This is a genomic window from Streptomyces sp. NPDC090077, assembly GCF_044747545.1.
Lineage (GTDB): Bacteria > Actinomycetota > Actinomycetes > Streptomycetales > Streptomycetaceae > Streptomyces.
This window is the reverse complement of the sequence record NZ_JBIVEG010000031.1, coordinates 44926-71730: the sequence shown is the minus strand read 5'-3', so window position 1 is coordinate 71730 and position 26805 is coordinate 44926. Positions and strand designations below refer to the sequence as shown.

Sequence of the window (26805 nt, the reverse complement as noted above, 5' to 3'; positions counted from 1 at the left end):
CGCGCGAGCTCCACTTGAGCGGCGCCGCACCGGCGGGGCTACGCCTTGGGGCGCCCCTCCCCGTACAGCCACACGTCCCACACCTTCTTCAGGCCGTGGCCGGTGCGCCGCTCCGCGTACGCCGTGAAGTCCGCGGTGCTCGCGTTGCCGTGCCGGTGGTCGGCGGCCCAGCCGCGCAGCAGGTCGAAGAACTTCTCGTCCCCCACCTCCTGCCGGATCCGGTGCAGCACCATCGCACCCCGGTAGTACACGGGCGAGTCGGAAATGTGGTCGGCACCGGGCGGGGCGGCGGGCGGGAACGCGGCCCAGTCCCCGTCGGCGTGCGCGTCGACCGAGGTGTCACCGGCCAGGAACGCCTCGAAACGACGCTGCGCGCTCGGCCCGCCGTGGTCCTCGGACCACAGCCACTCCGCGTACGTGGCGAAGCCCTCGTTGAGCCACATGTCCTTCCAGGACTTCGGCGAGACCGAGTTCCCGAACCACTGGTGGGCCAGCTCGTGCAGCACGAGCTCCTCGTCGGGCGCACCCGAGTAGACGGGCTTGGTCTGCGTCTCCAGCGCGTACTCCAGGGTCTGCGCGGGCATCACGATCGAACCGGCGGTGCCGAAGGGGTAGGGGCCGAACTTCGCGCTGCCCCACTCCACGATCTCCGGCAGCCGCTTCAGCGCCGGCTCGCTGCCGGCCGCCTCGCCGGGCGCGACGGCGTCGTACACCTCCACGCCCGCGGGGGTCCGCCCGGTGCTCACCTTGAACTTCCCGATGGCGACGGTCGCCAGGTAGCTCGCCATCGGCTCCGGGCTGTGCCAGGCGAACTCGGTCCGCCCCTCCCCCACCTCCCGGCGGGAGCGCAGCTGCCCGTTGGACACGGCCTCGTACCCGTCCGGGACGGTGATCGTCACGTCGTACGCGGCCTTGTCGCTCGGGTGGTGGTTGCCGGGGAACCAGCCCATCGAGCCCACCGGCTCGCCGACGGCGACGGCACCGTCCTCCGTGGTGATCCAGCCCTCGCGCGAGCCGTCCGGATCGACGACCGCCTTCGGCCTCCCGGAGTAGTCCACCGTCGTGCGGAAGACCTCGCCCTTCTTCAGGTCCTTGGCCGGGCGCACCGTCAGCTCGTTGCCGGTCCGGTTGTACCGGGCCGCCGCGCCCTGCACGTCCACGCCCTCGACCTTCAGGCCGCTCAGATCGAGGTTGAAGGAGCTGAGCCCCTGCTCGGCGCGGGCGGTGATGACGGCGGTGCCGTGCAGCTGCCCGTCGGCGGGGTCGTAGGCGAGGTCCAGCGCGTAGTGCTCGACCTGGTAGCCGCCGTTGCCCGCCCGGGGGAAGAACGGGTCCCGCAGCCCGGACGCACCGGGCCGCCCCTGCACCGTCGCGCCCGTACATCCCGTCGCGAGGACGAGGAGGGCGGTGACGGCGGGGACGGCCAGGCGCTTGAGTTCCACACCCCGATCCTAAGGACCGGAGCCGGGACTACTTCTGCAGGGACTCCACACCGGCCTTGGCGAACTTCTCGTCCAGGTCGCCGCTCGGGGCGCCGGCCACGCCGATGCCGGCGACCGGGGCGCCGTTCGCCTGCACGGGGGCGCCGCCGCCGAGGAAGAGGGTGCCGGGGATGTCCTTCAGGTTCGGGGTCTGCGCGAGGCGGCCGACGAGCACGGAGGTCGGGGCGTTCCAGGACACGGCGGTGAAGGCCTTGCGCTGCGCCGACTCGTAGGACTGCGGGCCCGCACCGTCGCCGCGGAGGGTGACGATGGTGTTGCCGTTGCGGTCGACGACGGCGACGGTGACCTTCTGGTTCTCCTTCTCGGCGGCCTCCAGCGCGGCCTGCGCGGCGCGGGTGGCGGAACCGATGGTCAGGTGCGTGGAGGTGGTGAAGTTCTTGTCCGAGTCCTTCTTGGCCGACGCGGCGGGGGTGGCGCTGGCGCTGACGGCGCCGAAGGTCCCCGCGCCGAGGACGACGGCGAGGGCGGTACCGGTGAGGACGCGGGTACGGGTGTTCATTTCAGCTCCTGTTGGGTCGTCGGCTTGGCTCCCTCCAAGCCTCGCCCCGCCCTCCGCCCCGCCCCGTCCCCGTACCGGCTGGGCCGTCCGACCGCACCGGTTGACCCGGGGGTCATCCGATCGGTCGATGCGGTGGGGCCGGCCGCCCGTTTTGCTGTTCTTCACGGACTCCGTCCGTCGGCCTGCCGGGCGGTGCCGGTGGGTCGGGTGCGGGTGGTGTGCCGCTGCGCGGGGCGGGGTCCCCTCCCCGCCCTTCCACCGTTCCTCCCCCGGCTACCGCTGGGAGGTGCCCCCAGGGCGCTGCCCGCCCCCGGCCCCCGCAGCACGCCCCCGACACCCCGCCCGGCCAGGGCCACCGCAGCACGCCCCCCGACCCCGCCCGACCGCACAGGGCCACCCCCCAGGAGCCACGCAGTGACCCGGCACGCCGCCGCGACCGAACCCGACACCCGCACCCTCGCCGCCGTCATGCACACGGCGTTCTTCCTCCTGCTCGGCGCATCGGTGGCCCGCTTCCTGCTCCGGCACCCCGGCGAACCCCGCACCCCCTGGGTGATCTCCCTCGGCATCGCCCTCGCCCTGCTGTACGTCCTCGGCCCCGCCGTCGGCGTCACCCGGGCCGCCCCGGCGGCCGACCACCCCGCCCCCACCCTGCGCCGCAGGCTCTGGCTCGGGCTCGTCGTCGCCACCTGGGTGGTCCTCGTCGTGCTCGCGCCGAGCTTCGCCTGGTGCGCCGTGCCGCTGTTCTTCACCGCCCTGCGCACCCTCCCCCCGCGCGCCGCCGTCGCCCTGGTCGCCGTACTCACCGTCTTCGTCGTCGCGGCCCAGATGAAGCTCTCCACCGCCTTCGACCCCAACCTCCTCCTGGCCCCGCCCGCCATCGCCGCCCTCGCCACGGCCGTGTACGTCCACATGGAGCGCCAGGCCCGCGCCCAGCGCGCGCTGATCGACGACCTGATCCGCACCCGCCGGGAACTCGCCGCCACCGAGCGCCGCGAGGGCACCCTCGCCGAACGGCAGCGGCTGTCGATGGAGATCCACGACACCCTGGCCCAGCACCTGTCCAGCCAGCAGATGCTGCTCCAGGCCGCGGACCGCACCTGGGACAGCGACCCGGCCACCGCCCGCGCGCACGTCCGCACCGCCAACGGCATCGCGGCCCGCGGCCTCGCCGAGGCCCGCCGCCTGGTCCACGACCTGGCCCCGCCCGAGCTGGACAACGGCGCCGGCCTCGCCGAGGCCCTGCGCGCCCTGGACGCCGGACCCGGCGTCGAGGTCCGCTTCCACCTGGAGGGCGTCCCCGCCCCCCTGCCGGACCGCACCGAATCGGCCCTGCTGCGCATCGCCCAGGGCGCCCTGGCCAACGTCCGCGAGCACGCGCACGCGCACACCGCCGCCCTGACCCTCAGCTTCCTCGGCGACCAGGTGGTCCTGGACATCGCGGACGACGGCTCCGGCTTCACCGAGGCCCCGGGCACCGCCGGCGACCCCGGCCGGGGCCACGGCCTCCCGGCCATGCGCGCCCGCGTGCGCCAGCTCGGTGGCACCCTGACGATCGAATCCACCCCCGGCGAGGGCACCGTCCTCTCCGCTTCCATCCCCCTGGAGCCCACAGGATGACCACGATCCTCCTCTGCGACGACCACGTGGTGGTCCGTGCCGGACTGCTCGCGCTCCTCGGCAGCGAGCCCGACATCGAGGTGCTCGGCGAGGCGGGCAGCGGCGAGGAGGCGGTCGCGCTGGCCGCCAAGCTCCGCCCGGACGTGGTCCTGATGGACCTCCAGCTGGGCGAGGGCATCGACGGGGTCGAGGCCACCCGCCGCATCACGGCCCTCCCCGCCCCGCCGCACGTCCTGGTCCTCACCACGTACGACACGGACGCGGACATCACCCGGGCGATCGGCGCGGGCGCGACCGGCTACCTGCTGAAGGCGGAACGCCCCGAGGAGCTGTTCGCCGCCATCCACTCGGCGGCGGCCGGCCGCACCACGCTGTCCGCGCCCGTCGCCAGCCGGGTCATGGCCCACATGCGCGGTACGCGGCCCACGCTCACCGACCGGGAACTCGACATCCTGGGCCAGCTGGCCCGGGGCCTGGGCAACCGCGACATCGCCCGCGCCCTGTTCATCAGCGAGGCCACGGTCAAGACGCACCTGGGCCGCATCTACGACAAGCTCGGCGTCGACACCCGCGCGGGCGCGGTGGCGGTGGCCAAGGAGCAGCGCCTGCTGCCCTCCTAGACCGTGTCCTCGGACGCGGCCGCGGACCCGGACGCGGCCGCCGCCCGCTCGGCGAGCCGCCGCCGCCACTCCTCCATCGTCGCCCGGAGGGAGTCGTTCACGAGCGTGAGCAGCTCGACGGAGGACTCGAAGCGCGCGCCGGCCGGGGTTCCGGCGCCGAGGATCCCGGCGCCGCGCCGCGACTCCGCCACCAGGACGTCGTTCATCTGCGCGGCCGCCAGCAGCGACCGCAGCCACAGCTCGTCGTCGATGGCGTAGCGCTCGCGGCGCGCGCCGGGGGGCCGTTCCCGCCGGAGCATCCCCTGCTGTTCGAGCCAGGTGACGGCGTGCGAGACGGACGCCGGGCTGACGTGGAGCCGTTCGACCAGTTCGGCGGCGGTGAGGGCGCCCGCGTCGGTGGTGTAGAGGCAGGCCAGCACCCTGGAGACCATCGGGGGCAGCCCCTGCTTGGCCAGCAGTCCGGTGAAGGACTCCGTGAACTCCCGTACCGCCTGCGGGTCGCGCCCGTGGCCGCCGTCCGCGGACTGCGGCGCGGGGGTCCGCGGCGGCTGCCTGCGGCGGCGCGCCCGGTCGCGGGTGGCCTCCTGCGCGCGGTCGGCCCCGTACTCCCCGGGCCCGCCGTTGCGGGTGACCTCCCGCATGACGGTCGAGGCGGGCCGGCCGAGGCGGCGGCCGATCTCCGTGTATCCGAGGCCTTCGGCCAGCCACTCGGCGATGTTCCGGCGGTCCTCGCCGGTGAGCCGTCCTCCGGGCATCGGCACCCGCCTCCCCTCGTCGACACGCGCAGTATGCATCCGCACCAACCCCATTGCAATTCACCCCTCACCCACCCTTGCGTTCACCCGCACAATCATTGCAACGCCAACCCCTCAATCCCCAATCTGTCAGGTCAAGTAGGCCACGAATAGTCGTTGACGGATCTGTAAACGCAATATAGCTTCGAGCGAGTTCAGCAGTTCCCAAACACTCACGGGGAGATCGACCATGGGACAGAACAGCGGATTCTCCGAGGCCGGCCTGCGCAGGATGCGCGACGTGCTGACCCGGCACGTCGACTCGGGGAAGATCCCCGGCGTCGTCGCCCTCGTCAGCCGCGGCGCCGAGACGCACGTCGAGGCGATCGGCACGACGCACCACGACGGCGGCGGCACGCCGATGTCCCGCGACACGATCTTCCGGATGGCGTCCACGTCCAAGCCGGTCGCGATGTCGGCCGCGATGGCCCTCGTCGACGACTGCGAGATCCGGCTGGACGACGCCGTCGAGCAGTGGCTGCCTGAACTCGCCGACCGCCAGGTGCTGGCCCGGGTCGACGGCCCGCTGGACGAGACCGTCCCCGCCCGGCGGCCGATCACCGTACGGGACCTGCTGAACTCCACCTTCGGACTCGGCATCGACCTCACGGCCATGGGCTCCCCGATCACGGCCGCCCTCTTCGAGCGGGGCGTCTTCACCCAGGGCGGCGAGCCCGCCCCCGAGCAGGACGAGTGGATGCGCCGCCTCGGCACGCTCCCCCTGATGCGCCAGCCCGGAGAGCAGTGGCAGTACCACATCAGCCACGACGTGCTCGGCGTCCTCGTCTCCCGGGTCACCGGCAAGCCGTTCGAGACGTTCCTGCGCGAACGCGTCCTCGACCCGCTGGGGATGAAGGACACGGGCTTCCACGTCCCCTCCGACAAGCTCGACCGGCTGCCCCCGAGCTACGCCCCCGACCCGCAGACCGGCGAGTTCCACGTGTGGGACGGGGCCGAGGGCGGCCGCTACAGCACGCCCCCGGCGTTCCAGTCCGGCGGCGGCGGCCTGGTCTCCACCGTCGACGACTACGACGCCTACTTCCGCATGCTCCTGAACCAGGGCACCCACGCGGGCCGGCGGATCCTGTCCCGCCCCGCCGTCGAGCTGATGACCACCAACAGCCTCACGCCCGAGCAGGAGGCCACCCGCTCCGCCCTGGCACGGAACAGCGTCCACGTGTCCTTCGGCCAGGGCCAGCAGGGCGGCTGGGGCTTCGGCATGGCGGTGCGCACCTACCGCGGCGACTACGCGCCCGTCGGCCAGTTCGGCTGGGACGGCGGCACCGGCACCTCGGCCTACGCCGACCCGCAGAACGGGCTCACCGGCGTCCTCCTCATGCAGGTGGGCCTCACCACCCCGGCCCCGGCCCGGGTCATCCACGACTTCTGGACCACGGTGTACCAGGCCCTGGACAGCTGACCCCGCACGGCTGAAGGCGCACGGCTGAAGGCGCGCGGGACCCCGGGAGAGGGGCGGATCCGGACAGTCCGCCCCGCTCTTCGGACAACCCGCCGCCCGACACCTGCCCCGCCCGCCACCCCCGGTGGCACGCTCGGCCCCGCCGCCACCCGGCCACCACTCCGGCCGCCACCCAGGCCACCGCGAAGGAGCCCGCGTGTCACACCCCCACCGCACCCGCCGCCCCGCCACCAGAGTCCTCACCGCCACCGCCGCCCTGCTCGCCGCAGCAGCGCTCACGGGCACGGCCCCCCAGGCCACCGCGGCCGCCGGCGCAGCCGCCCCGGCCACCGGTACGGGCCTCACCCAGTACTCCGGAACCGTCCCCCTCGGCACCACGTACACCGGCACCTCCTACCAGCTCACGGACCCCTCCCGCGGCGGCCAGCGCACCCTCGACGCCCTGAACCAGACCGGCAACCCCGGGGTCCCCTTCAACGACGCCGACAACACCTGGGGCGACGGCACCCCCGCCCACCGCCAGACCGCGGCCGCCGACGTCCACTACGCCACCGCCGTCACCTGGGACTTCTACAAGGCCGCCTTCAACCGCAACGGCGTACGCGGCGACGGCGTCGGCACCACCTCCCGCGTCCACTACGGCAACGGCTTCGGCAACGCCTACTGGAGCGACAGCTGCGCCTGCGTCACCTACGGCGACGGCAGCACCCCCGGACGCCCGCCGACCTCCCTCGACGTCGTCGGCCACGAACTCGCCCACGGCCTGACCGCCTCCACCGCCCGCCTCGGCTACACCGGCGAGGCCGGCGCGCTCAACGAGGGCACCTCGGACATCCTCGCCACCGCCGGCGAGTTCTTCGCCGAGAACAAGGCCGACCCCGGCGACTACCTCCTCGGCGAGCGCGTCTTCGACGGACCGCCCCGCCGCATGGACCGCCCGAGCGCCGACGGCGTCTCCCGCGACTACTGGTCCCCCGACATCGGCGGCCTCGACCCGCACGCCGGCTCAGGCCCCGCCCGCCACTTCTACTACCTCCTCGCCGAGGGCAGCGGCCCCCGGGTCATCGACGGCGTCGCCTACGACTCCCCCACCCACGACGGCTCCAAGCTCCTCGGCATCGGCCGCGACAAGGCCACCCGCATCTGGTACCGGGCCCTGACCCTCCACATGCGCTCCACCACCAACTACGCGGGCGCCCGCACCGCCACTTTGCGCGCCGCCGCCGACCTCTACGGCCCCTCCGCCCCCGAGACCGCCCGCGTCGCCGCCGCCTGGACCGCCGTCAACGTCCGCTGACCCGTCCGGGCCGGACGGCCCCCCGCGCCGGGAGGGGCGCACCCGTGACACCATCGGGAACGTGCTCGACATCGGCTACTCCCTCTCCCGGCGCTTCCCCGACCCCCCGCAGACCGACTACCGCTCCGCGGACGTCCACGCGCTGCGCCACGACCTGTTCTGCGGCGACGTCTACCTCGCCGACACCGACAAGGACACGGAAGTGTCCACAGCCTGGGGATGGGTGCCGGTACTCGACTTCGCCTGGGCGCTGTGCGACATCGTCGAGCAGCTCGACGAGGACCCCCGCGGCAGCCGCTCCTCCGACCGCCGGTACGCCGAACTCGACTTCACCGAGTCCGCCGACCGCATGCTCTTCGAGCGCCGCTTCGGCTGGGTCGACATCGAAGCCGACTGGATGGCCCCCGAGGAAGAACCCCTCACCTTCAGCCACCGCCTGCTGCGCCGCGAGGCCCGCGACTTCCTCCACGACCTGATCGCCGACCTCGTCGACATGCACGAGGGCCTCGGCGACAACCCGGTCGTCTGGACCCTCCAGTCCCGCTTCCCCCGCGTACCCGCCTGAGGCACGCCCGGCGCCCCGCGCCCGACGGCCGGCCGGGGGCGGCGTTGGATACCCTCTCCCGGTTGGCTTCGGGCATCGACGGGCTTTGAACTGCCTGACGGGGACGGTTCTTTCATGAGCGGCAGTGGTACGCATCCGAGCGAGCTCTTCCGACCCCTCGCACCCGACGACCCCGCCGCCGTCGGCGGCTACCGGCTCAGCGCCGTCCTCGGCTCGGGCGGCATGGGCAAGGTCTACCTCTCGTACACCCTCGGCGGACGGCCCGTCGCCCTCAAGGTGATCCGGCCCGAGTTCAGCGAGGACCCCGAGTTCCGGCGCCGGTTCCAGCAGGAAGTACGCGCCGCCCAGCGCGTCCAGGGCCTGTACACGGCCCCCGTCATCGACTTCGACACCGACGGCGCGCAGCCCTGGCTGGCCACCGCGTACGTACCCGGCCCCTCCCTCGCACACGCCGTCTCCGCCCACGGCCGGCTGCCGCTGCGCAGCGTCCTGCTGCTGGCCATCGGCGTCGCCGAGGCCCTCCAGGTCATCCACGGCGCGGGCATCGTCCACCGCGACCTGAAGCCGGCGAACGTGCTCCTCGCCTCCGACGGCCCCCGCGTCATCGACTTCGGCATCGCCCGCGCCGCCGACGCCACCTCCCTCACCGGCAGCGGGGTCAGCGTCGGCACGCCCGCCTTCATGGCGCCGGAGCAGGCCTCCACCGGCACGGTCACCGCCGCCACCGACATCTTCGCCCTCGGCCAGATCATCGCCTTCGCGGCGATCGGCGCGCCCGCGTACGGCGACGGGAACTCGCACGCGATCCTCTACCGCATCGTCCACGAGGACCCCGACCTCAGCGCCCTGCCCGCCGAGCTCCAGCCGCTGGTCGGCCGCTGCCTCAGCCGCGACCCCGCCGCCCGGCCCGCCCTCGGCGAGATCATCGAGATCTGCCACGCCCTGTCCCCCGCGCCGCTGCGCCAGGGCGAGGACTGGCTCCCCCAGGCCGTCGCCGGCTCCATCACCGAACGCCTGCGGCTGCCGGAACCGGCCCGCACCCCGCCCCCGCAGCCCGCCGCCGCGCCCACCCCGACCGCGCCCTCCACGCCCTCCGCATACGCGCAGCCCCCCACCGCACCGGCCGCGTACCCGCTCCAGCCCCCGGCCCCCGCGTACGCGCCGACGCAGACGGCCCCGGCGGCACCCGCGCACACCCCCGCATACGCGCCGACGGCCCCGGGCCACCCGACCCCGCCGCCGGGCTACCAGACGCCCCCGCCCGGCTACCCGCCCGCCGCCCCGCAGAAGTCCGGACCCAACGGGCGGGTCATCGCCGGGGCCGTCATCGGCGCGCTCATCGGCATCGCCGTCATCGTCTCCCTGCTCCCCGACGGCTCCGCCAAGGACGAGGCCGGCCACTCCGGCAGCAGCCGCGGCGGCGCCACCACCCCCGCCCCCGGGAGCTCGGCCGCCCAGAACAAGAACCAGAAGCGGCCCGACCCCACCCCGGCCACGTACCAGGGCGTCGACATCACGGCCAACTACCAGGTGATGCTCGCCGACAACCCGCCCCGCCCCGGCACCGGCGGCAACGCCGGCGTCCTGTACAACGGCGGCGACTTCTTCTACTACTACGACACCCTGTTCGGGGACACGAAGGTCGGCACCAACAACGGCAAGCTCGTCGTCCTGAACAACGCCCAGAAGGGCTCCCTGGAAACCTGCCGCGCGGAGACCCGCTACACCGAGAAGGTCGGCCTCGACCAGCTCACCGACGGCTCCGAGATCTGCGTCCTCAGCAACGCCGGACACATCGCCGTGGTCACCTACCGCGGCAAGTCCGAAGCCAAGGACGCCAGCAACTTCATCACCGTCGACCTCACCGTCTGGCGGGGCGCCGAAGACCCGAAGAAGCGCTGACGCCCCGGCACCCAGGCACCCCGGCACCCGCGGCCCGTACGCCCCCCGTCCGTACGGGCCGCACCCCCCTACCCACCCCTACCCCACCACCCGCAGCCCCAGGTGCGCCGCCAGCTGCGGAGCCAGCTCGAACAGCTGCCCGTGGCTGATCACCGCCCCCGACAGCGCGTCCACGCCCCGCGCGATCCCCAGCTCGGTCGCCCCGCGCAGGTCCACGTCCGCCAGCCGCGCCCCCGCGAGGTCCACCCCCCGCACCGCGCAGTCCCGGAACTCCACCCGCTCCAGCACCGCACCCCCGAAGTCCGGCTCCACCAGCACGCACCCCTCGAACACCACCTCCCGCAGCCGCGCCGCCCGCAGGTTCAGGTAGTCGATCTTGCCGCCGCGGACGAGGACCCGCTCCAGCACCGCCCCGTGCATCTGCACCCCGCCCAGGCGCGCGTCCAGCAGCTCCACGTCCCGCAGCGAGGCCCCCGACAGGTTCGTACCGACGCCCCGGACCCCCTCCAGCACCGCGTCCAGGAACCGCGCCTTCGACAGCTGCGCCTCGTCCAGCGCGCACCGCCGCAGCGCGCAGTCCATGAACCGGGACCCGATCCCGTCCTCCCCCGCCAGGTCCAGGTCCGCGAACTCCAGCCCGTCGTAGTCCCCGTCCGGCTCCAGCCCGCCGCCGCCCCACGCCACCAGCTCCGGCAGCCGCACCTCCGGCCGCCGCGCCTCCTTCACCTTCGCCTGCCCCGACCGCACCCCATGTCCGTTTCGCACCATCCGACCATCCTGACCCACGGCACTGACAACGGCCCCGCTACACCCCCGCCCCGCCCAGCCGCGCCAGCGCCCCGTCCGTCAGCCGGTACACCGACCACTCCTCCTGCGGCCGCGCGCCCAGCGCCTCGTAGAACGCGATCGTCGGCGCGTTCCACTTCAGCACCGACCACTCCAGCCGCTCGTACCCGCGCTCCACGCACGTCCGCGCCAGCTCCGCCAGCAGCGCCTTCCCGTGCCCGCCCCCGCGCACGCCCGGCCGTACGTACAGGTCCTCCAGGTAGATCCCGTGGACCCCGCGCCACGTCGAGAAGCTCAGGAACCACACCGAGAAGCCGACGACCTCCCCGGCGTCCGTCTCCGCGATGTGCGCGAACACCGCCGGGCGCTCCCCGAACAACGCCTCGCGCAACTGCTCCGGCGTCGCACGCGCCTCGTGCGGCACCTTCTCGTACTCCGCCAACTCGCGGATCATGGCGTGGATTTCGGGAACGTCGTCGACCACCGCTGCACGGATCATGCCGCCACCCTAGGGCGTGCCCTCCCTCACCGCCCCAGCAGCAGCCCGGCCACCGCCACCTCGCGCCGCGGCAGCCGCCGGCACCCCTCCTCCGCCTCCCACAGGCAGTTCTGCAGCACCCGGCCCAGCGTCCACGCCCGCGCCCGCGCCCGGTCCGCCCCCAGCGCCTCCGTGAGCAGGTCGAACCGCCACCGCACGTCCCGCTCCCGGTACTCGTTCACCAGCGACGGCAGCAGCTCGAAGCCCGGGTCCCCGGCCAGCGGCTTCGGATCGATCGCCAGCCACGGCTCGCGCCCGCCCGCCAGCACGTTCCCGAAGTGCAGGTCCCAGTGCAGCAGCCGGTCACCCGGCTCCCCCGCCACCTCCGCCAGCGCCCCCGCACAGTCCCGCAGCACCCGCCGGTCCGCCGCCGAGGCCAGCCCGGCCGCCGCCCGCGGCACCCGCTCCAGCATCCCCGCCGCGATCGGCCCGAGCCCCCGCAGCCCCTCCGGCGCCGGCACCGCGCACAGCCGCGCCAGCAGCCCTCCGATCACCGCGACCGCCGCGCGCACGTCGCGCCGCGCGAGGCCCGACAGGGGCCGCTTCTCGTCCAGCCGCTCCAGCAGCAGGGTCCCGGTCGGCGCGTCGTACTCCAGCAGCCGTACGCTGCCCCGCCCGCCCCACGCCCGCAGCGCGAGCGGCTCCCCCACCGTCTCCTCGTCCGGGGTCAGCACCTTCAGCGCCGCCGCCGTACCGTCCGCCCGCTCCACCGGCAGCACCACCGCCGTCATCCCGCGCATCCCCGGCCCGGTCACCCGCAGCCCCCAGCGCTCCAGGAACGCCTCCACCACCCGGACACCCCTTCCCGAACCGGCACGAACCCCCCGCCACCCTACGGCGGATCACCCCGCCCGCACATCGCACATCCCGCCGCGCAACCGGGCCCGGACCACGACACCCGGTCCCTGGACACCCCCGCGCGGCCCCGTGTACCAACTCCCCCATGACGATCAACGGCGGGATCTCCTTCTGGTACGCGACCGGCACGCCGGACCGGCAGCCGCCCCGCGCACCCCTCACCACCGACGCCACGGCGGACGTCGTCATCGTCGGCGGCGGCTACACCGGCCTGTGGACGGCCTACTACCTCAAGCGCGCCGCCCCCGACCTCCGCGTCACCGTCCTGGAGCAGAAGTTCTGCGGCTACGGAGCCTCCGGCCGCAACGGCGGCTGGCTCTACAACGGCATCGCCGGCCGCGACCGCTACGCCGCCCTGCACGGCCACGAGGCCGCCCGCCGCCTCCAGCAGGCCATGAACGACACCGTCACCGAGGTCATCGAGATCGCCGACGCCGAATCCATCGACGCGGACATCCACCGCGGCGGCGTCCTCGAAGTGGCCCGCACCCCCGCCCAGCTCACCCGCCTCAGGGCCTTCCACACCGCCGAACTCTCCTTCGGCGAGACCGGACGCGAGCTGTACGACGCCACCGCCACCCGCGCCCGCATCGACGTCGCCGACGCCGTCGGCTCCAGCTGGACCCCGCACGGCGCCCGCATCCACCCCCTCAAGCTCGTCCGCGGCCTCGCCGACGCCTGCGAACGCCTCGGCGTCGTGATCCACGAGTCCACCCCGGTCTCGGAGATCGCCCCCCGCCGCGCCGTCACCCCCTACGGCACCGTCCGCGCCCCGTACGTCCTGCGCTGCACCGAGGGCTTCACCGCCGCCCTGAAGGGCCAGAAGCGCACCTGGCTCCCCATGAACTCCTCGATGATCGTCACGGCCCCCCTGCCGCCCTCGGTCTGGAAGCAGCTCAACTGGCAGGACGCCCCGCTCCTCGGGGACATGGCCCACGCCTACATGTACGCCCAGCGCACCGCCGACGACCGCATCGCCATCGGCGGCCGCGGGGTCCCGTACCGCTTCGGCTCCCGCACCGACAGCGACGGCCGCACCCAGCCGGCCACCATCGCCTCCCTCACGGCCCTCCTCACCACCTTCTTCCCCCTCCTCACCGGCACGGAGATCACCCACGCCTGGTCGGGGGTCCTCGGCGTCCCCCGCGACTGGTGCGCGACGGTCACCCTGGACGCCGCCACGGGCCTGGGCTGGGCCGGCGGCTACGTCGGCTCGGGCGTGGCCACCTCCAACCTCGCCGCCCGCACCCTGCGCGACCTGGTCCTCGGCGACCGCACGGACCTGACCGCCCTCCCCTGGGTCCAGCACCGCGTCCGCCGCTGGGAGCCGGAGCCCTTCCGCTGGCTCGGCGTCCACGCCCTCTACGCCGCCTACCGCGAGGCGGACCGCCGCGAGACCACCACCCACCGCCCCACCACAACCCCCCTGGCCCGTCTCGCCAACCGCGTCTCGGGCCGCGACTGAGGGGGCCCCGGGCACGACGAAGGCCCCGGACCGAGACGGTCCGGGGCCTTCACCAGCAGAGCCCCCTGTCGGGTTCGAACCGACGACCCCCGCTTTACAAGAGCGGTGCTCTGGCCAGCTGAGCTAAGGAGGCAGGGCCGCCATCACTCTACACAGCACGCTCTTCCCCGAGCCATCACGTTAACGGCGCCGACGAGGACCAGATGTGCGGAACCGGACAGTCCACCCGGGGCCCGAGGGGCTGACAGGAGGCGCTGCGCCAGGTAGCGTCGGGCGGAGTCCAGGCGACTGGACTAGACCTTCCACTCGGATCGTCCGGCACGTTCCTGCCGGTAGAAGGGATTCACCACCATGGCTTCTGTCACCTTCGACAAGGCGACCCGCCTCTACCCGGGCGGCGACAAGCCCGCCGTCGACCAGCTGGAGCTGGAGATCGAGGACGGCGAGTTCCTCGTCCTCGTCGGCCCCTCCGGCTGCGGCAAGTCCACCTCCCTGCGCATGCTCGCGGGCCTGGAGGACGTCAACGGCGGCGCCATCCGCATCGGCGACCGCGACGTCACGCACCTGCCGCCCAAGGACCGGGACATCGCGATGGTGTTCCAGAACTACGCGCTCTACCCGCACATGAGCGTCGCCGACAACATGGGCTTCGCGCTCAAGATCGCCGGCGAGGACAAGGCCACCATCCGCCGCAAGGTGGAGGAGGCGGCCAAGATGCTGGACCTGACCCAGTACCTCGACCGCAAGCCGAAGGCGCTCTCCGGCGGCCAGCGCCAGCGCGTCGCCATGGGCCGGGCCATCGTGCGCAAGCCGCAGGTGTTCCTCATGGACGAGCCGCTGTCGAACCTCGACGCCAAGCTCCGCGTGTCCACCCGTACGCAGATCGCCGCGCTCCAGCGCGACCTCGGCATCACCACCGTCTACGTCACCCACGACCAGGTCGAGGCCATGACGATGGGCGACCGCGTGGCCGTGCTGAAGGACGGGCTGCTCCAGCAGGTCGACACCCCGCGCAACATGTACGACCGGCCGGCGAACCTGTTCGTCGCCGGGTTCATCGGCTCGCCCGCCATGAACCTCGTCGAGGTCCCGATCACCGACGGCGGCGTGAAGTTCGGCGAGAGCGTCGTGCCGGTGTCGCGCGAGGCGCTGTCCGCCGCCGCCGACTCGGGCGACAAGACCGTCACCGTCGGCGTGCGCCCCGAGCACTTCGACATCGGCGACACCGGCGGCCTGACGATCACCGTGAACGTGGTCGAGGAGCTGGGCGCCGACGGCTACGTCTACGGCAGCCACGACGGCCAGGACATCGTGGTGCGCGTGAACGGCCGCCAGGTGCCCGAGAAGGGCTCCTCGCTGCACGTCGTGCCGCGCCCGGACGAGATCCATGTTTTCTCGACGTCTTCCGGTGCACGGCTGTCCAACTGAGTGACGGGCGGGGGCGTTCCGCCAAGGGGCGCCCCCGTCCCGGCAGTTGCGGGGACGGGTGCCACGAACCCCGGCAGACCGGGCCATTCGGCCGCACCCGTCAACCCTTAAATCGAAAAGCCACGTCGAACCATCCCCCGACCGGGTGACTAAATGTCGCCAAATCCTCACCGAGCGCTACTCTCGCCCTCGTGACCCACACTGCCCGCCGAATCGGCCGTTCCCTCGCCCTGGTCCTGCCCGTCGTCCTGGTCCTGTCCGGGACCCTCGCGGTCACCATGGTCCCCTGGGCGGATCACTCCTCCCAGATCCTGACCGCCTCCGCCGAGGACGTCTCCGTCCCCAAGAAGCCGGCAGCACCCCAGGACCAGCTGCGCGACAAGCTCCTCGGCGAGCTCCAGCAGGGCGAGCAGCCGGGCGCCGTCCTCACGCACCTCCAGCAGGAGGTGAACGGGCGGCCGTCGCTGGCGGAGCACTGCGTGAGCATCGCGCGGGCGCTGGGCCGGGCCGCGGTGGAGGCGTACGGGCCGACGAAGGCCCAGTCGTACGCGCGCCCCGTCTGCGACACCTCGTACGCGACCGGCGTCGCCTCGATGGGCTGACGGCCCGTCGCGCCTGCCCCTCCCGGACCGGGGGCCGTCCCTACGCTGGCGGCCATGACCGAGACCGGCCCCGAACCACCCCAATCCACCGATGACGCGGCCGCGTTCCCGGCCCCTCCCACCCAGGCTGTGGTCCTGGCGGGCGGGCAGGGATCGCGGCTGCGGCCGTATACGGACGACCGGCCCAAGCCGATGGTGGAGATCCCGGGCACCGGACTGCCCATCATCGGGCACCAGTTGGCGTGGCTGGCGGCCGAGGGGGTCACCGACGCCGTGGTGTCCTGCGGACACCTCGCGGAGGTGCTCCAGGAGTGGCTGGCGCGGGCCGTGCTGCCGTTGCGGGTGACGACGGTGGTGGAGGAGGAGCCGCTGGGGCGCGGCGGCGGGCTGAAGTTCGCGGCACGCCGGCTGCCGCGTCCGGACGGGGCCTGGTACGCGACCAACGGCGACGTGTGGACGCGTTTCCCGCTGCGGGAGATGGCGGCCTTCCACGCGGAGCGGGAGGCGCTGGCGACGCTGGCGCTGGCCCGGCCGCGCATGCCGTGGGGGGTGGTGGAGACGAACGAGTTCGGGCAGGTGCTGGACTTCATCGAGGCACCGCCGTCGCCTTATCCGATCAACGCCGGGGTGTACGTGTTCGCCCCCGGATTCGCCGCGCTGCTGCCGGACTTGGGGGACCACGAGCGGACCACGTTCCCGCGGCTGGCCCGGGAGCGGCGGCTGGCCGGCTTTCCGCTGCCGCAGGGGGCGTACTGGCGGGCGATCGACACGGCGAAGGACCTGAGCGAGGCCGCACGGGAGTTGGCGGCCCAGGGCGCCGTCTGAGCGCTTTCCGTGTTGCTACGTCCGCCGGTACGCCGACCCGTGCCGCCGGGAACGTGCGGAAGGGCCCGGCGCGCCGTACGCGCGCCGGGCCCTTCGTCCGGTGGGTGGCCCGGTCAGCCGAGGAGGCCGCCGACGAGACCGGGCTTCTTGGCCGTGCCGTCGCCGCCGCCGGAGCCGCTGCGGGTCCCGGAGGACGTGGCCGGCGGCTGCTGCGGGCTGGACTGCTTCGGGGCGCTGCTGCGCGGGGTCTGGCTGCCGCTGCCGGAGCTCTTGGTGGCGCTGGGGGCCCCGGAGCCGGTCGTGGAGCTGTCGCGGGCCGGGGCGCTGCTGCCGGTGCGGCCGGACTTGGCGGCGGGCTCGGAGGGCGCGGCGGACGGCGAGGCCTGCTTCGAGGGCTGCTGCTGCCTGCCGGGGGCGGGCTGCTGGGCGGGGGGCTGCGGGAGCGGGCTGCCGGGGAGGTAGTTGCTGGGGGCCTGGCCGGGGCCCGGGACGGTGACGACGGTGGAGGAGCGGACGGCCCCGCCGAGCAGGGAGCCGATGAGGAGGGTGAGTCCGCAGACGACGGTGGCCATGACGGCGCCGCGGCGCAGCACCCGGCGGCGCAGCCGCCAGATCTCGGAGCGCGGGCCGAGGGTGCGCCAGGCCTCGCCGGTCAGGCGCGCGTCGAGGGAGTAGACGGGCGCGCCGGCGATGACCAGCGGGCTCCAGGCGGCGAGGTAGATGATGTCGGGGGCGTCGTAGGCGGGGACGGTCTTCCAGCTCACCGTCATGAGGAGCGCGGCGGAGAGCAGGGCGCCGATGCAGGCGGCGAAGCGCTGCCAGAGGCCGAAGACGGTCAGGACGCCGACGATGACCTGGAGGAAGGCGACGCTGAGGCCCGCTCCGACGGGGTGGGCGAGCGCGAAGTCGCGCAGCGGTTCGGCGAGGGCCCAGGGGTGCAGGGTCTGGAGCCAGGTGACCATCGAGCCGCGTTCGCCGCCGTCGAAGTAGACGGGGTCGCACAGCTTGCCCATGCCGGCGTAGATGGAGATGAAGCCGAGGAAGACCCGCAGCGGGAGCAGGACGACGCCGAGGTTCATCCGGCGGCCGGGGTAGTAGGAGGCCTGGCCCCGGGCGTCGGCGGCGGGGCGCCGGCTGTCGGGGCCGGTGTCGTGGCCCGGGTGGCCGCCGTCGTGCGCGTCGTACGGCGGGTACGGCTCGCGCGGGAGGTCGCGCACGGCGGCGAGGGGGCGGGTCTCGTCCGGGTCGCCGTAGGTGCGCTGGCCGATGACGGTGGGGGTGGCGAGGGTGTCCTCGCCCAGGTCGTGTGCCAGGTCGACCCGGGGGATGGTCTGGGTGGCGGCTCCGCCGTCGTGGTCGTCGTGGCCGCGGCCCGCTTCGCGCACGGCCTGGAGGAGTCCCCCCATGGCCGCGGCGTCACCGGGGGCGGACTTGCCGCTCCAGACGACGGGTGCGCGGCGGCGGGTGGCTCCGGCGGTCGCGACGGCGACGGCACCGAGGAGGGGCGCGCGGCCGGGGGCCTTCGCGGGCTTGGAACGCGCGCTCGGGCTCGGTGCGAGCCGCACGCGGAAGCTGGCGTGGTTGACGATGACCTGTGCGGGGTCGCACGGCACCTTGACCATGCTCAGCGCGGGCTGGTCGTCGAACCCTGACGTTCTGGTGTCCACACTCATCTAACCGAGTGATGAGTGTTTAGGACACTGCCTTGACACGAGGGATCTGTCCGAGACCCGTCAAGATCAAGTCGCCCCGCCCGGGACGGGCGGGGCGACACGCTCACGGGTCACGTCCCGTGGGCCAAGTGGATCAGGCCCTTGCGGCCGTCCGGGTCAGACGCGGCCGCGCTCGGCGCGCTTGCGGGCGGCCTCGTAGAGGACCACGCCGGCGGCGACACCGGCGTTGAGGGACTCGGCGCCACCCGGCATCGGGATGCGGACGAGGTAGTCGCAGTTCTCGCCGACGAGGCGGCCGAGGCCCTTGCCCTCGGAGCCGACGACGATGACGACCGGGCCGCCGAGGGCGTCCAGGTCCTGCACCTCGTGCGTGCCCTCGGCGGCGAGGCCGACGACGGTGATGCCGGCCTTCTTGTAGTCCTGGAGCGCGCGGGTGAGGTTGGTGACGCGGGAGACCGGGGTGCGGGCGGCGGTGCCGGCGGAGGTCTTCCAGGCGCCGGCGGTCATGCCGGCGGCGCGGCGCTCGGGGATGACCACGCCGTGGCCGCCGAAGGCGGAGACGGAACGGACGATCGCGCCGAGGTTGCGCGGGTCGGTGACGCCGTCGAGGGCGACGATGAGGGCGTCCTCGCCGTTGTCGTGGGCGGCGTCGAGGAGGTCCTCGGGGTGCGCGTACTCGTACGGCGGGACCTGGAGGACGAGGCCCTGGTGGTTGAGCCCGTTGGTCATCCGGTCGAGCTCGGGGCGCGGGGCCTCCATCAGGTTGATGTTGCCGCGCTCGCCGGCGAGCTTGAGGGCGTCGCGGACGCGCTCGTCGTTGTCGATGAACTGCTGCACGTAGAGGGTGGTGGCGGGCACGCCGTCGCGCAGCGCCTCGAAGACCGGGTTGCGGCCGACGACCATCTCGCTGGTGCCCTTGGGGCCGCCGCGGCGGGGCGCGGGGCGGCGCTTGGCCGCCTGGCGGGCCATGGCGTTGGCGATGCGGTTCGCCTTGTGCTTCTTGCGGTCCTCGGCCTTGGGCGTGGGGCCCTTGCCCTCCAGGCCCTTGCGCCGCTGGCCACCGCTGCCGACCGTCGCGCCCTTCTTGTTGGACGTGCGGCGGTTCCTGCGCTGGCTGTTCCCGGCCATGACCTCTACCTGTTTTCGTTCGTGCTGCGATATGTACGTATGAAGAGTGTGCCGCCCGGAAGCCCGGGCGGCACAACATGGCTGGTCCGGGTGGGTCCGGATCAGCGGGGGGCGAGGGTCCAGCGCGGACCGCTGGGGCTGTCCTCGATGACCAGACCCGACTGGTTCAGCTGGTCGCGGATGGCGTCGGCGGTCGCCCAGTCCTTGCGGGCGCGGGCGGACTCGCGCTGCTCCAGGACGAGGCGCACGAGGGTGTCGACGGCCCCGTGCAGGTCCTCGCCGCGGTCGGCCTCGCCGGCCCAGTGCGGGTCGAGCGGGTCCAGGCCGAGGACGCCCAGCATGGCGCGCACCTCGGACAGCCGGGCGATCGCCTCGTCCTTGTCGTCCGCGGCGAGCGCGCTGTTGCCCTGACGGACGGTGGTGTGGACGATGGCCAGCGCCTGCGGGACGCCCAGGTCGTCGTCCATCGCCTCGGCAAAGGCCGGCGGGACCTCGGCGGCGGCCTCGACGGAGCCGCCCGCCTTCTCCATGACCCGCTGGTAGAAGCCCTCGATGCGGGCGAAGGCGGACTCCGCCTCGCGCAGCGCCTCCTCGCTGTACTCGATCATCGACCGGTAGTGCGGGGTGCCGAGGTAGTAGCGCAGGACGATCGGGCGCCACTGCTTGACCATCTCGGAGACGAGCACCGAGTTGCCCAGCGACTTCGACATCTTCTCGCCGGACATGGTGACCCAGGCGTTGTGCACCCAGTAGTTCGCGAACCCGTCGCCGAAGGCCTTGGCCTGGGCGATCTCGTTCTCGTGGTGCGGGAAGATCAGGTCGAGCCCGCCGCCGTGGATGTCGAAGGCCTCGCCGAGGTACTTGTGCGCCATCGCGGAGCACTCCAGGTGCCAGCCCGGACGGCCGCGGCCCCAGGGGGTCTCCCAGGAGGGCTCGCCCGGCTTGGCGGACTTCCACATGGCGAAGTCGCGCGCGTCGCGCTTGCCGGTCTCGCCGGTGGACTCCGGCTGGCGGATGTTGTCGAGCTCCTGGCGGGACAGCGAGAGGTAGCCCGGGAAGGACTTCACGTCGAAGTAGACGTTGCCCTCGGACTCGTACGCGTGGCCGCGCTCGATGAGCCCGCGCATCATCTCGACCATCTCGGTGACGTGTCCGGTCGCGCGGGGCTCGTAGGTGGGCGGCAGGCAACCGAGGGCCGTGTAGCCGTCGTTGAACGCGCGCTCATTGTCGTAGCCGATGGACCACCAGGGGCGGCCCTGCTCCGCGGACTTCGAGATGATCTTGTCGTCGATGTCCGTGACGTTGCGGATGAACGTGACGTCGTAGCCGCGGTGGGTGAACCAGCGGCGCATCATGTCGAAGTTGAGGCCCGACCGGATGTGCCCGATGTGCGGGGCGGCCTGCACGGTCGCGCCACACAGGTAGATCGAGACGCAGCCCTGTTCGAGCGGGACGAAGTCGCGGATCTGCCGGGCGCTGGTGTCGTACAGGCGAATAGTCACGGCATCCAGGGTAGTGCGCCAGCGGGAGTGCCCGAGGACCTATTGAGGCCGCCCGGACGGTTTGTTGCCGAAGAGGTGACATCCGTAACGGGCGGCCCGTGGCCCCGGGCCGTACTCAGGTCCGGTTCGTCCGGTAGACGAGGGCGGTGGCGATGGCGGCGAGGCCCTCGGCGCGGCCGGTCAGGCCCAGTCCGTCGGTGGTGGTGCCGGAGACGGAGACGGGGGCGCCCGCCGCCGCCGCGAGCGCCTTCTGCGCTTCCTCGCGCCGCTTGCCGATCTTCGGGCGCACGCCGATCACCTGGATCGCGATGTTGCCGATCTCGAAGCCCTCGGCGCGGACGATCCGGGCGGCCTCCGCCAGCAGGGTGACCCCGGCGGCACCGGACCACTCGGGGCGGGAGGTGCCGAAGTGCGCGCCGAGGTCGCCGACGCCGGCGGCGGAGAAGAGGGCGTCACAGGCGGCGTGGGCGGCGACGTCGCCGTCCGAGTGCCCGGCGAGGCCGTCCTCCCCCTCCCAGAGCAGGCCGGCGCACCACAGCTCGCGGCCGGTCTCGAAGGCGTGCACGTCGGTGCCGATCCCGACGAGCGGGATCAGGGGCAGGTCAGTAGACATCGGTGGCCCTCCTGCGGGCGAGTACGGCCTCGGCGAGGACCAGGTCGAGCGGGCGGGTGACCTTGAAGGCCTCCTCGTGGCCGGGGACGGTCACGACGGTGACCCCGGTGCGCTCCACCATGCCGGCGTCGTCGGTGGCGCCCTCGCCGCTGACGGCGATGGCCTCGTGCGCGCGCAGCAGGGTGGCGAGGTCGAAGCCCTGCGGGGTCTGCACGGCGCGCAGCCGGGCCCGCTCGGGCGTGGCGACGACCGGTTCGGGCTCGCCGGGGGCGCCGGGCTCGACCTCCTTGACGGTGTCGGCCAGGGGCAGGGCGGGGACCACGGCCGGGGCGCCGTCGCGGACGGCCTCGACGACGGAGTCCACGGTGTCGACGGGGACCAGCGGGCGGGCCGCGTCGTGGATGAGCACGGAGGTGATGTCGGCGGGCAGGGCGGCCAGGCCGGCGCTCACGGACTCCTGGCGGGTGTCGCCGCCGGGGACGACCCGGATCTCGGTCCGCTCGGGCAGGGCGTGCTCGTCCAGCAGGTGGCGGACCTCGGCCGCGCCGTCGGGCGGGGCGACGACCACGACCAGGGCGACCGCGCGGGAGGCGGCCATGGCGCGGACGGCGTGGATCAGCATCGGGGTCCCGCCGAGGGCCCGCAGGGCCTTGGGGGCGCCGGGACCGAGGCGTACCCCGCGGCCGGCGGCCGGGATCACCGCGGCGGTGCGGTGGGGGCGGGATTCGTCAGACATCAGTAGCTCCGAGCCAGGTTTGTGACTTCGGCCGACATGGGTATGGCCTTGGGCGTACCCCCGGCTCCGGCCGGGGGGAGTGCCGGGTGCGACGCCCTCGCCCCTTCCGTGACGACCGGTCGAGCCGGCTGCCCGGACCCGGCACGCCAGAACGGGACCGTGCGGGTGTGCACACGCAGGGTACGGCGGGATGAGCGCAGGGTACGGCCGTCGGGGTACGGCAGTACGACCCGGGGCCGGCGGAGCCGGGACCGGGTGGAGCGGGACCGGACGGGCGCGGTGCCCGGACCGGGTGAATCGGGTGAGGTGGCCGGACGCAGACGTGCCGCAGCGCCCGGCAACAGCCCTCTCGAATCGAGAGGGCGGGTCATCGGGCACCGCGGCACACTGTGGCCGGTTCGTGCGTCAGGACGCAAGAACCTCGTCGAGGAGGGCCTCGGCCTTGTCCTCGTTGGTGTTCTCGGCGAGCGCGAGCTCGCTCACCAGGATCTGACGCGCCTTCGCGAGCATGCGCTTCTCTCCAGCGGAGAGACCGCGCTCACGCTCACGACGCCACAGGTCACGCACCACTTCGGCGACCTTGATGACATCGCCGGAGGCGAGCTTCTCCAGATTTGCCTTGTAACGACGGGACCAGTTCGTGGGCTCTTCTGCATACGGTGCGCGGAGCACCTCGAAGACCCGGTCCAGCCCGTCCTGGCCGACTACGTCGCGAACGCCGACGAACTCTGCATTGTCCGCAGGCACACGAACCGTCAGGTCGCCCTGGGCGACCTTGAGCACCAAGTAGGTCTTGTCCACGCCTTTGATCTGGCGAGTTTCGATGGCCTCGATCAGCGCGGCCCCGTGATGGGGATAGACCACGGTGTCGCCAACCTTGAACGTCATGTGACAGGTACCCCTTCCGTGGCTATCCAGGGTAACACGAGAACTGACTGTTATGAATGGCGTTTTCGCAGGTCAGGGCACATCTCGGGGCTTGACAACAGCGACACGAACGTGCTGCGGAAGGCTTCCGGAGGGGGGTATTCGCAGGTCGGAGGCGCTGTGCGGACCGGGCGAAACGACCACGTTACACCTGGCGGACGCGGCCACCAGTGTGACGTACGTCCCGTTTTGCCGGGTTCCTGGACATGAAACGGAAGTACTCCGTTCGACTGGCGGCCACCCGTACGCACCGGGTTCAGGCCCAATCTCGAATTGATCATCCGGCCGCGTTCGAGGGATTCCCGGAATTGATCACGGGACGGCCCCGGACGGGATAGCGGAATGCAAGATCGCCGGACCGGCGCAGCGCGGTGCGCGCACTGCGGAGGGTCGGGTGCGGGGGCGGGGCGGCGGCTCGGTAACCTAAGCGCGCTGACACACCCTTAGGGCGGCTTTACCTCGGCCACCCTGAGCCTGTACCCGTCCCGTCCGTACGTCCAAGGAGTTGCCGCCGCCGTGAGCCGCAGCCTTCGACGCGGCGCTCTCGCCGCTACCGCCGTCGTGTTCTCCCTTGCTTCGCTCGCAGCGTGCGGTGCGGGCAACGACGCGCAGACTCTCCAGATCAAGCCGGACAACGCCGCCGTCACCAAGGGCGACATCAAGATCCAGAACGCCCTGGTGATCACCAAGGGCGAGAAGGACAAGAAGGGGCCGGCCGCCGTCTCGGCGACCGTGTTCAACTCCGGCAGCAAGCCCCAGACCCTGGACGGGATCACCCTCAAGGGTGGCAAGTCCAAGGTGGTCCTGAAGGCCGCCGAGGGCTCCGGCAAGATCACCGTGCCGGCCGGCGGCTCCGTGGTGCTGGGCGGCAAGGGCAACGCCTCCGCCGTCGTCGAGGGCGGCCGCGAGGCCGTGCAGAACGGCAACGTGCAGGACGTCGTCTTCCAGCTGAGCACCGCCGGTGACGTGGAGCTGGGCGCCTTCGTCGTCCCGGCCACCGGCATGTACGCGGGCTACGGCCCGACCGAGGCCCCGGCCCCCGCACCGGCCCCCGCCGCGTCGGGCACCCCCTCGGGCTCCCCCTCCCCGGGCGCCTCGGGCACCCCCGCCGCCTCGGGCTCCCCGTCCGCCGGCGCCACCCCGTCGGGCACCGCCTCGGGCGCCGCCTCGGCGTCGCCGTCGCGCAGCGCGGGCCACTGAGCGCAGCAGCAGCAAAAGGGGAGGGCCCCCGCCGCATCGCGGCGGGGGCCCTCCCCTTTTGGCGGACGCCTCCGGAGCACCAGAGGACCACTCGAAGCCCGTCGGCCTACGGCTCGAACTTGTAGCCCAGGCCGCGCACCGTCACCAGGTAGCGCGGGGCACCCGGGTCCGGCTCGAACCCCTCCCCCGTGCGCCCCTTGCGCGGCTCGGCCCCGGGGGGCCTCACCGGCTTCGGGACGCTGCGCCGGCCTCCGGCCGGCCGTGGGGGCCCGTCCGTACGCCGTCGGCCTACGGCTCGAACTTGTAGCCCAGGCCGCGCACCGTCACCAGGTAGCGCGGGGCACCCGGGTCCGGCTCGATCTTGGCCCGGAGGCGCTTGACGTGGACGTCCAGGGTCTTGGTGTCGCCGACGTAGTCCGCGCCCCAGACCCGGTCGATCAGCTGCATGCGGGTCAGCACGCGGCCCGCGTTGCGCAGGAGCATCTCCAGCAGGTCGAACTCCTTCAGCGGGAGGTCGACCTTGGCGCCGGCGACGGTGACCACGTGCCGGTCCACGTCCATGCGTACGGGCCCGGCCTCCAGGGCCGCCGGGGTGACCTCCTCCGGCTCCCCGCGGCGGCGCAGGACCGCGCGGATGCGGGCGACCAGCTCCCGGGAGGAGAAGGGCTTCGTGACGTAGTCGTCGGCTCCTATCTCCAGCCCGACGACCTTGTCGATCTCGCTGTCCTTCGCGGTCACCATGATCACGGGAACGTTGGAGCGGCCGCGCAGCTGCCGGCAGACCTCGGTGCCCGGCAGGCCGGGCAGCATCAGGTCCAGGAGGACGAGGTCGGCGCCGTTGCGCTCGAACTCGTCGAGCCCGTCGGGCCCCGTCGCGGCGATCGCGACCTCGAAGCCTTCCTTGCGGAGCATGTAGGACAGGGCGTCGCTGAAGGATTCCTCATCCTCGACGACGAGCACTCGGGTCACGGAAGGACCTCCGGGGCAGGAATGACAGGTTCTGGGTCAAGCTGGGGTCTGGCGGGTCCGGTGGCGGTCGCCGGGGCCGGCGCGGCCGCCTCGGGGAGTCGCAGGGTGAACGTGGAGCCCTGGCCCTCGGAGCTCCACACCGACACCTCCCCGCCGTGCGAGGCCGCCACGTGCTTCACGATCGCGAGGCCCAGGCCGGTTCCTCCCGTGGCGCGGGAGCGGGCCGGGTCGACGCGGTAGAAGCGCTCGAAGATGCGCTCGCGGTCCTTCTCCGGGATGCCGATGCCCTGGTCGGTCACGGCGATCTCGATCAAGTCTCCCCCGGGAGCCGTCACCCGGCGCGCGGCGATGCCGACGCGGGTGCGGGCCGGGCTGTAGTTCACGGCGTTCTCGACGAGGTTTCCGAGGGCGGCGGCCAGCTGCCCCCGGTGTCCCCACACCCGCAGGTCGGCGGTGCCGCCGGCGGCCATGGTGATCTGCTTCGAGGTGGCCGTGTGGCGGCAGCGGTCGATGGCCTCCGCCACGAGCGTGTCGACCCGTACGGGCTCGGCGTCCTCCAGGGCCTCGTCGTTCTGTACCCGGGAGAGGTCGATGAGCTCCTGCACGAGGTTGATCAGCCGCGTGGACTCGATCTGCATGCGGCCGGCGAAGCGGGTGACCGCCTCGGGGTCGTCGGCGGCGTCCATGACCGCCTCGGAAAGCAGGGAGATCGCCCCGACCGGGGTCTTCAGCTCGTGCGAGACGTTCGCGACGAAGTCGCGGCGCACCGCTTCGATCCGGCGGGCCTCGGTGAGGTCCTCGACCAGCAGCAGCACCAGGCGGGAGCCCAGCGGGGCCACCCGGGCGGAGACCGCGAGGGCCTCGCCGCGGCCGGTCCCGCGCCGGGGCAGGTCGAGCTCGATCTGGCGTATCTCGCCGTCCCGGCGGGTGTCGCGGGCCATGTGGAGCATGGGCTCCACGGCCAGCTTGCCGCCGCGGACCAGCCCGAGCGCGTACGCGGCCGAACTGGCCTTGACCACCGCGTCACCCTCGTCGAGGACCACGGCGGAGGAGCGGAGCACGGAGAGGACGGTGTCCACTCCGGGCGGCAGCACCGCGTTGATGTCGGGGCGCATGGAGCTCCGGGTGGGGCGGGCCTGGTCGCGCTCGCTCCAGCGGAACGCCAGCATGGCGATCACTCCGGTGCAGAGACCGGCGATCGCCGCAGCTGCGGCGACCGCCGCGTTCACGTCCATGCGTCCAGGTTAAGCAGGCACGACGACACTTCCACAGCCGTTCGGGTGGCACCTCGAACAGTCGTCGCCCAGAGTTCACCCTGACGACGGGGTTGATTCAT

25 protein-coding genes and 1 tRNA gene are annotated in these 26805 nt (G+C 73.2%); 11 read left to right on the top strand and 15 right to left on the bottom strand.

Going from position 1 to position 26805, the window contains the following annotated elements:
- Positions 1 to 38 precede the first annotated feature (38 nt).
- Positions 39 to 1442 (bottom strand): M1 family metallopeptidase, encoded by a 1404-nt coding sequence (locus ACIPW5_RS33555; RefSeq protein WP_401253214.1) that lies wholly within the window; start codon positions 1440 to 1442, stop codon positions 39 to 41.
- Positions 1443 to 1470: 28 nt separating this feature from the next.
- Positions 1471 to 2001, bottom strand: coding sequence for a heme-binding protein (locus tag ACIPW5_RS33550; protein WP_401253212.1), 531 nt, complete (start codon positions 1999 to 2001; stop codon positions 1471 to 1473).
- Between the two features lie 468 nt (positions 2002 to 2469).
- Here ACIPW5_RS33550 and ACIPW5_RS33545 point away from each other — a divergent pair, with 468 nt between their 5' ends.
- Entirely contained in the window at positions 2470 to 3621 is a 1152-nt protein-coding gene (locus ACIPW5_RS33545) for a sensor histidine kinase (RefSeq protein ID WP_401253259.1), read from the top strand.
- Positions 3618 to 4241, top strand: a complete 624-nt coding sequence (locus ACIPW5_RS33540) for a response regulator (RefSeq protein WP_401253209.1) — start codon at positions 3618 to 3620, stop codon at positions 4239 to 4241. The genes ACIPW5_RS33545 and ACIPW5_RS33540 overlap by 4 nt, the downstream gene beginning before the upstream one ends.
- Here ACIPW5_RS33540 and ACIPW5_RS33535 read toward each other — a convergent pair.
- Positions 4238 to 4996 carry a MarR family transcriptional regulator gene (locus tag ACIPW5_RS33535; RefSeq protein WP_401253206.1) on the bottom strand — a complete coding sequence of 253 codons (759 nt, stop codon included), beginning with the start codon at positions 4994 to 4996 and terminating at the stop codon, positions 4238 to 4240. The genes ACIPW5_RS33540 and ACIPW5_RS33535 overlap by 4 nt on opposite strands.
- Before the next feature lie 229 nt (positions 4997 to 5225).
- Between ACIPW5_RS33535 and ACIPW5_RS33530 the strand changes: the two genes are divergently transcribed.
- The 4 genes from ACIPW5_RS33530 to ACIPW5_RS33515 all read left to right on the top strand — a co-directional run bounded on the left by ACIPW5_RS33530 (position 5226) and on the right by ACIPW5_RS33515 (position 10219).
- Entirely contained in the window at positions 5226 to 6455 is a 1230-nt protein-coding gene (locus ACIPW5_RS33530) for a serine hydrolase domain-containing protein (protein ID WP_401253204.1), read from the top strand.
- A 196-nt stretch (positions 6456 to 6651) separates the two neighbouring features.
- Positions 6652 to 7752, top strand: coding sequence for a M4 family metallopeptidase (locus ACIPW5_RS33525; protein ID WP_401253201.1), 1101 nt, complete (start codon positions 6652 to 6654; stop codon positions 7750 to 7752).
- A gap of 61 nt (positions 7753 to 7813) precedes the next feature.
- Complete coding sequence (locus ACIPW5_RS33520; protein WP_401253198.1) at positions 7814 to 8317, top strand: hypothetical protein; 504 nt, start codon at positions 7814 to 7816, stop codon at positions 8315 to 8317.
- 114 nt (positions 8318 to 8431) lie between these two features.
- Positions 8432 to 10219 (top strand): serine/threonine-protein kinase, encoded by a 1788-nt coding sequence (locus ACIPW5_RS33515; RefSeq protein ID WP_401253195.1) that lies wholly within the window; start codon positions 8432 to 8434, stop codon positions 10217 to 10219.
- 78 nt (positions 10220 to 10297) lie between these two features.
- Here the strand turns inward: ACIPW5_RS33515 and ACIPW5_RS33510 are convergent, their stop codons facing one another.
- Genes ACIPW5_RS33510 through ACIPW5_RS33500 form a run of 3 tightly spaced genes read right to left on the bottom strand, consistent with a single transcriptional unit; the run spans position 10298 to position 12334 of the window.
- Positions 10298 to 10987: a pentapeptide repeat-containing protein gene (locus ACIPW5_RS33510; protein WP_401253192.1), complete on the bottom strand. Its 690-nt coding sequence runs from the start codon at positions 10985 to 10987 to the stop codon at positions 10298 to 10300.
- A 37-nt stretch (positions 10988 to 11024) separates the two neighbouring features.
- A complete protein-coding gene (locus ACIPW5_RS33505; RefSeq protein WP_401253190.1) occupies positions 11025 to 11504 on the bottom strand; it encodes a GNAT family N-acetyltransferase in 480 nt (159 codons plus the stop codon).
- A 26-nt stretch (positions 11505 to 11530) separates the two neighbouring features.
- Positions 11531 to 12334 (bottom strand): aminoglycoside phosphotransferase family protein, encoded by an 804-nt coding sequence (locus ACIPW5_RS33500; protein WP_401253188.1) that lies wholly within the window; start codon positions 12332 to 12334, stop codon positions 11531 to 11533.
- 152 nt (positions 12335 to 12486) lie between these two features.
- On the opposite strand from ACIPW5_RS33500, the gene ACIPW5_RS33495 reads away from it, so the two are divergent.
- Positions 12487 to 13866 (top strand): NAD(P)/FAD-dependent oxidoreductase, encoded by a 1380-nt coding sequence (locus tag ACIPW5_RS33495; protein ID WP_401253186.1) that lies wholly within the window; start codon positions 12487 to 12489, stop codon positions 13864 to 13866.
- 59 nt (positions 13867 to 13925) lie between these two features.
- Here the strand turns inward: ACIPW5_RS33495 and ACIPW5_RS33490 are convergent.
- A tRNA-Thr gene (locus ACIPW5_RS33490) sits at positions 13926 to 13999 on the bottom strand.
- A gap of 218 nt (positions 14000 to 14217) precedes the next feature.
- Between ACIPW5_RS33490 and ACIPW5_RS33485 the strand changes: the two genes are divergently transcribed.
- The 3 genes from ACIPW5_RS33485 (at position 14218) to ACIPW5_RS33475 (ending at position 16721) form a co-directional block, all read left to right on the top strand.
- Positions 14218 to 15294 (top strand): ABC transporter ATP-binding protein, encoded by a 1077-nt coding sequence (locus ACIPW5_RS33485; RefSeq protein ID WP_401253183.1) that lies wholly within the window; start codon positions 14218 to 14220, stop codon positions 15292 to 15294.
- A 191-nt stretch (positions 15295 to 15485) separates the two neighbouring features.
- Positions 15486 to 15896, top strand: a complete 411-nt coding sequence (locus tag ACIPW5_RS33480; protein WP_401253182.1) for a hypothetical protein — start codon at positions 15486 to 15488, stop codon at positions 15894 to 15896.
- 54 nt (positions 15897 to 15950) lie between these two features.
- The gene (locus tag ACIPW5_RS33475) at positions 15951 to 16721 is read left to right on the top strand and encodes an NDP-sugar synthase (protein ID WP_401253179.1); all 771 of its coding nucleotides are present in this window, start codon (positions 15951 to 15953) and stop codon (positions 16719 to 16721) included.
- A gap of 113 nt (positions 16722 to 16834) precedes the next feature.
- Here the strand turns inward: ACIPW5_RS33475 and ACIPW5_RS33470 are convergent, their stop codons facing one another.
- The 6 genes from ACIPW5_RS33470 to ACIPW5_RS33445 form a co-directional block, all read right to left on the bottom strand.
- On the bottom strand, positions 16835 to 18394 hold the full coding sequence (locus ACIPW5_RS33470) for a DoxX family protein (protein ID WP_401253177.1): 1560 nt from the start codon (positions 18392 to 18394) through the stop codon (positions 16835 to 16837).
- A gap of 156 nt (positions 18395 to 18550) precedes the next feature.
- The gene (rlmB, locus tag ACIPW5_RS33465; RefSeq protein WP_362470105.1) at positions 18551 to 19522 is read right to left on the bottom strand and encodes a 23S rRNA (guanosine(2251)-2'-O)-methyltransferase RlmB; all 972 of its coding nucleotides are present in this window, start codon (positions 19520 to 19522) and stop codon (positions 18551 to 18553) included.
- 101 nt (positions 19523 to 19623) lie between these two features.
- Positions 19624 to 21024, bottom strand: a complete 1401-nt coding sequence (cysS, locus tag ACIPW5_RS33460) for a cysteine--tRNA ligase (protein ID WP_401253174.1) — start codon at positions 21022 to 21024, stop codon at positions 19624 to 19626.
- Positions 21025 to 21139: 115 nt separating this feature from the next.
- Positions 21140 to 21637 carry a 2-C-methyl-D-erythritol 2,4-cyclodiphosphate synthase gene (gene ispF / locus ACIPW5_RS33455; protein ID WP_401253171.1) on the bottom strand — a complete coding sequence of 166 codons (498 nt, stop codon included), beginning with the start codon at positions 21635 to 21637 and terminating at the stop codon, positions 21140 to 21142.
- Entirely contained in the window at positions 21627 to 22373 is a 747-nt protein-coding gene (gene ispD, locus ACIPW5_RS33450) for a 2-C-methyl-D-erythritol 4-phosphate cytidylyltransferase (protein ID WP_401253170.1), read from the bottom strand. The genes ispF and ispD overlap by 11 nt, the downstream gene beginning before the upstream one ends.
- A gap of 405 nt (positions 22374 to 22778) precedes the next feature.
- Positions 22779 to 23261, bottom strand: coding sequence for a CarD family transcriptional regulator (locus tag ACIPW5_RS33445; RefSeq protein ID WP_003953493.1), 483 nt, complete (start codon positions 23259 to 23261; stop codon positions 22779 to 22781).
- 555 nt (positions 23262 to 23816) lie between these two features.
- On the opposite strand from ACIPW5_RS33445, the gene ACIPW5_RS33440 reads away from it, so the two are divergent.
- A complete protein-coding gene (locus tag ACIPW5_RS33440) occupies positions 23817 to 24500 on the top strand; it encodes a DUF461 domain-containing protein (RefSeq protein ID WP_401253167.1) in 684 nt (227 codons plus the stop codon).
- A 288-nt stretch (positions 24501 to 24788) separates the two neighbouring features.
- Here the strand turns inward: ACIPW5_RS33440 and ACIPW5_RS33435 are convergent, their stop codons facing one another.
- A complete protein-coding gene (locus ACIPW5_RS33435) occupies positions 24789 to 25469 on the bottom strand; it encodes a response regulator transcription factor (protein ID WP_007265514.1) in 681 nt (226 codons plus the stop codon).
- On the bottom strand, positions 25466 to 26704 hold the full coding sequence (locus ACIPW5_RS33430; RefSeq protein WP_401253164.1) for a sensor histidine kinase: 1239 nt from the start codon (positions 26702 to 26704) through the stop codon (positions 25466 to 25468). The genes ACIPW5_RS33435 and ACIPW5_RS33430 overlap by 4 nt, the downstream gene beginning before the upstream one ends.
- Positions 26705 to 26805: the final 101 nt, after the last annotated feature.